Annotated in this window: 1 protein-coding gene; it reads left to right on the forward strand. The window is 41.4% G+C overall.

Features of this window, described 5'->3' with window-relative positions; translation table 11 throughout:
• Nucleotides 1-207, forward strand: a 207-nt coding sequence (locus R7Z49_RS23945) for a hypothetical protein (RefSeq protein ID WP_318112219.1), incomplete at its 5' end; no start/stop codon positions are given.
• Nucleotides 208-899 lie beyond the last annotated feature (692 nt).

Here is an 899-nt window from a genome sequence, read left to right on the forward strand (position 1 = left end):
GCTTTGATTATGATTGTTTTATACATCTTCTCATTGACAGTTCGACTTGGTTTTATACACGTTTCTCTTCGTAAAATAGTTCTTTCATTTGATGAAATGAAATTAGAGGATACGTATGTTAGTAGTATTCTAGTTTCAATATTTACATTTGCTCTTGGTTTTAATTTTAACTGGTTAATAAGTTTAGTTGTTAATAGTGTAAGTTAACAGATTGCTAACAAGGCATTTAAGAGTGATTCCCAACGCTTGGCATTTTTCATTCCATCGTTGGGTTTTGTGTTTACGGTGGCGTGGTTGAGTTTCGTGGTAGCGTTGCTCACACCTTAATGCGGCGTTATTTCCGCAACGGATCTCTCAGGCTGAATGTACGTGGTTGTAGCCTAAGAGTGAAAGTGGCGGGGTAATAGGGTGGAAAAGCGGCGAAAAGGGCGAATATTGGTCATTTCCATGCTAGCCTTAAAGCGTTTTAAGCGCACCTTAATATGGCGCAGCAATTAAAGAGTGACGCTAAAGCGATTTAAGGTAGTGAGCTGCCAAATACTTCGGCTTCGATTTTTGCCTGCATACCGAAAATTTCTCGTCATATCAAAAGATTAGGCGTAAACATAGCCGACTTTAGTTGCGGAATAACAAGATGTTCAAGGCGATTCGAAACGCATTGGGGTTTTAGTGCCCAAATAGGCACGGATTTATCAGAGTTTATTTTAGGTTAGGGTGGATCTGCGTCTCTCACACCTTAACTGCGCGTTATGCCTCCAAGTACCCCACGTTTAGTAGACACTTTACTAAGTTAGATCTAGGGTCTAATGGAGAGGTGATTTATGGCTAAACATCGTAATCCAGCGTACACCGAAGAGTTCCGCAAAGAAGCAGTCCGCTTGGCCAGTCTTCCTGGCCGA

Origin of the sequence: Vibrio sp. 1562, assembly GCF_033340155.1 — a bacterium.
Classification (GTDB): domain Bacteria; phylum Pseudomonadota; class Gammaproteobacteria; order Enterobacterales; family Vibrionaceae; genus Vibrio; species Vibrio alginolyticus.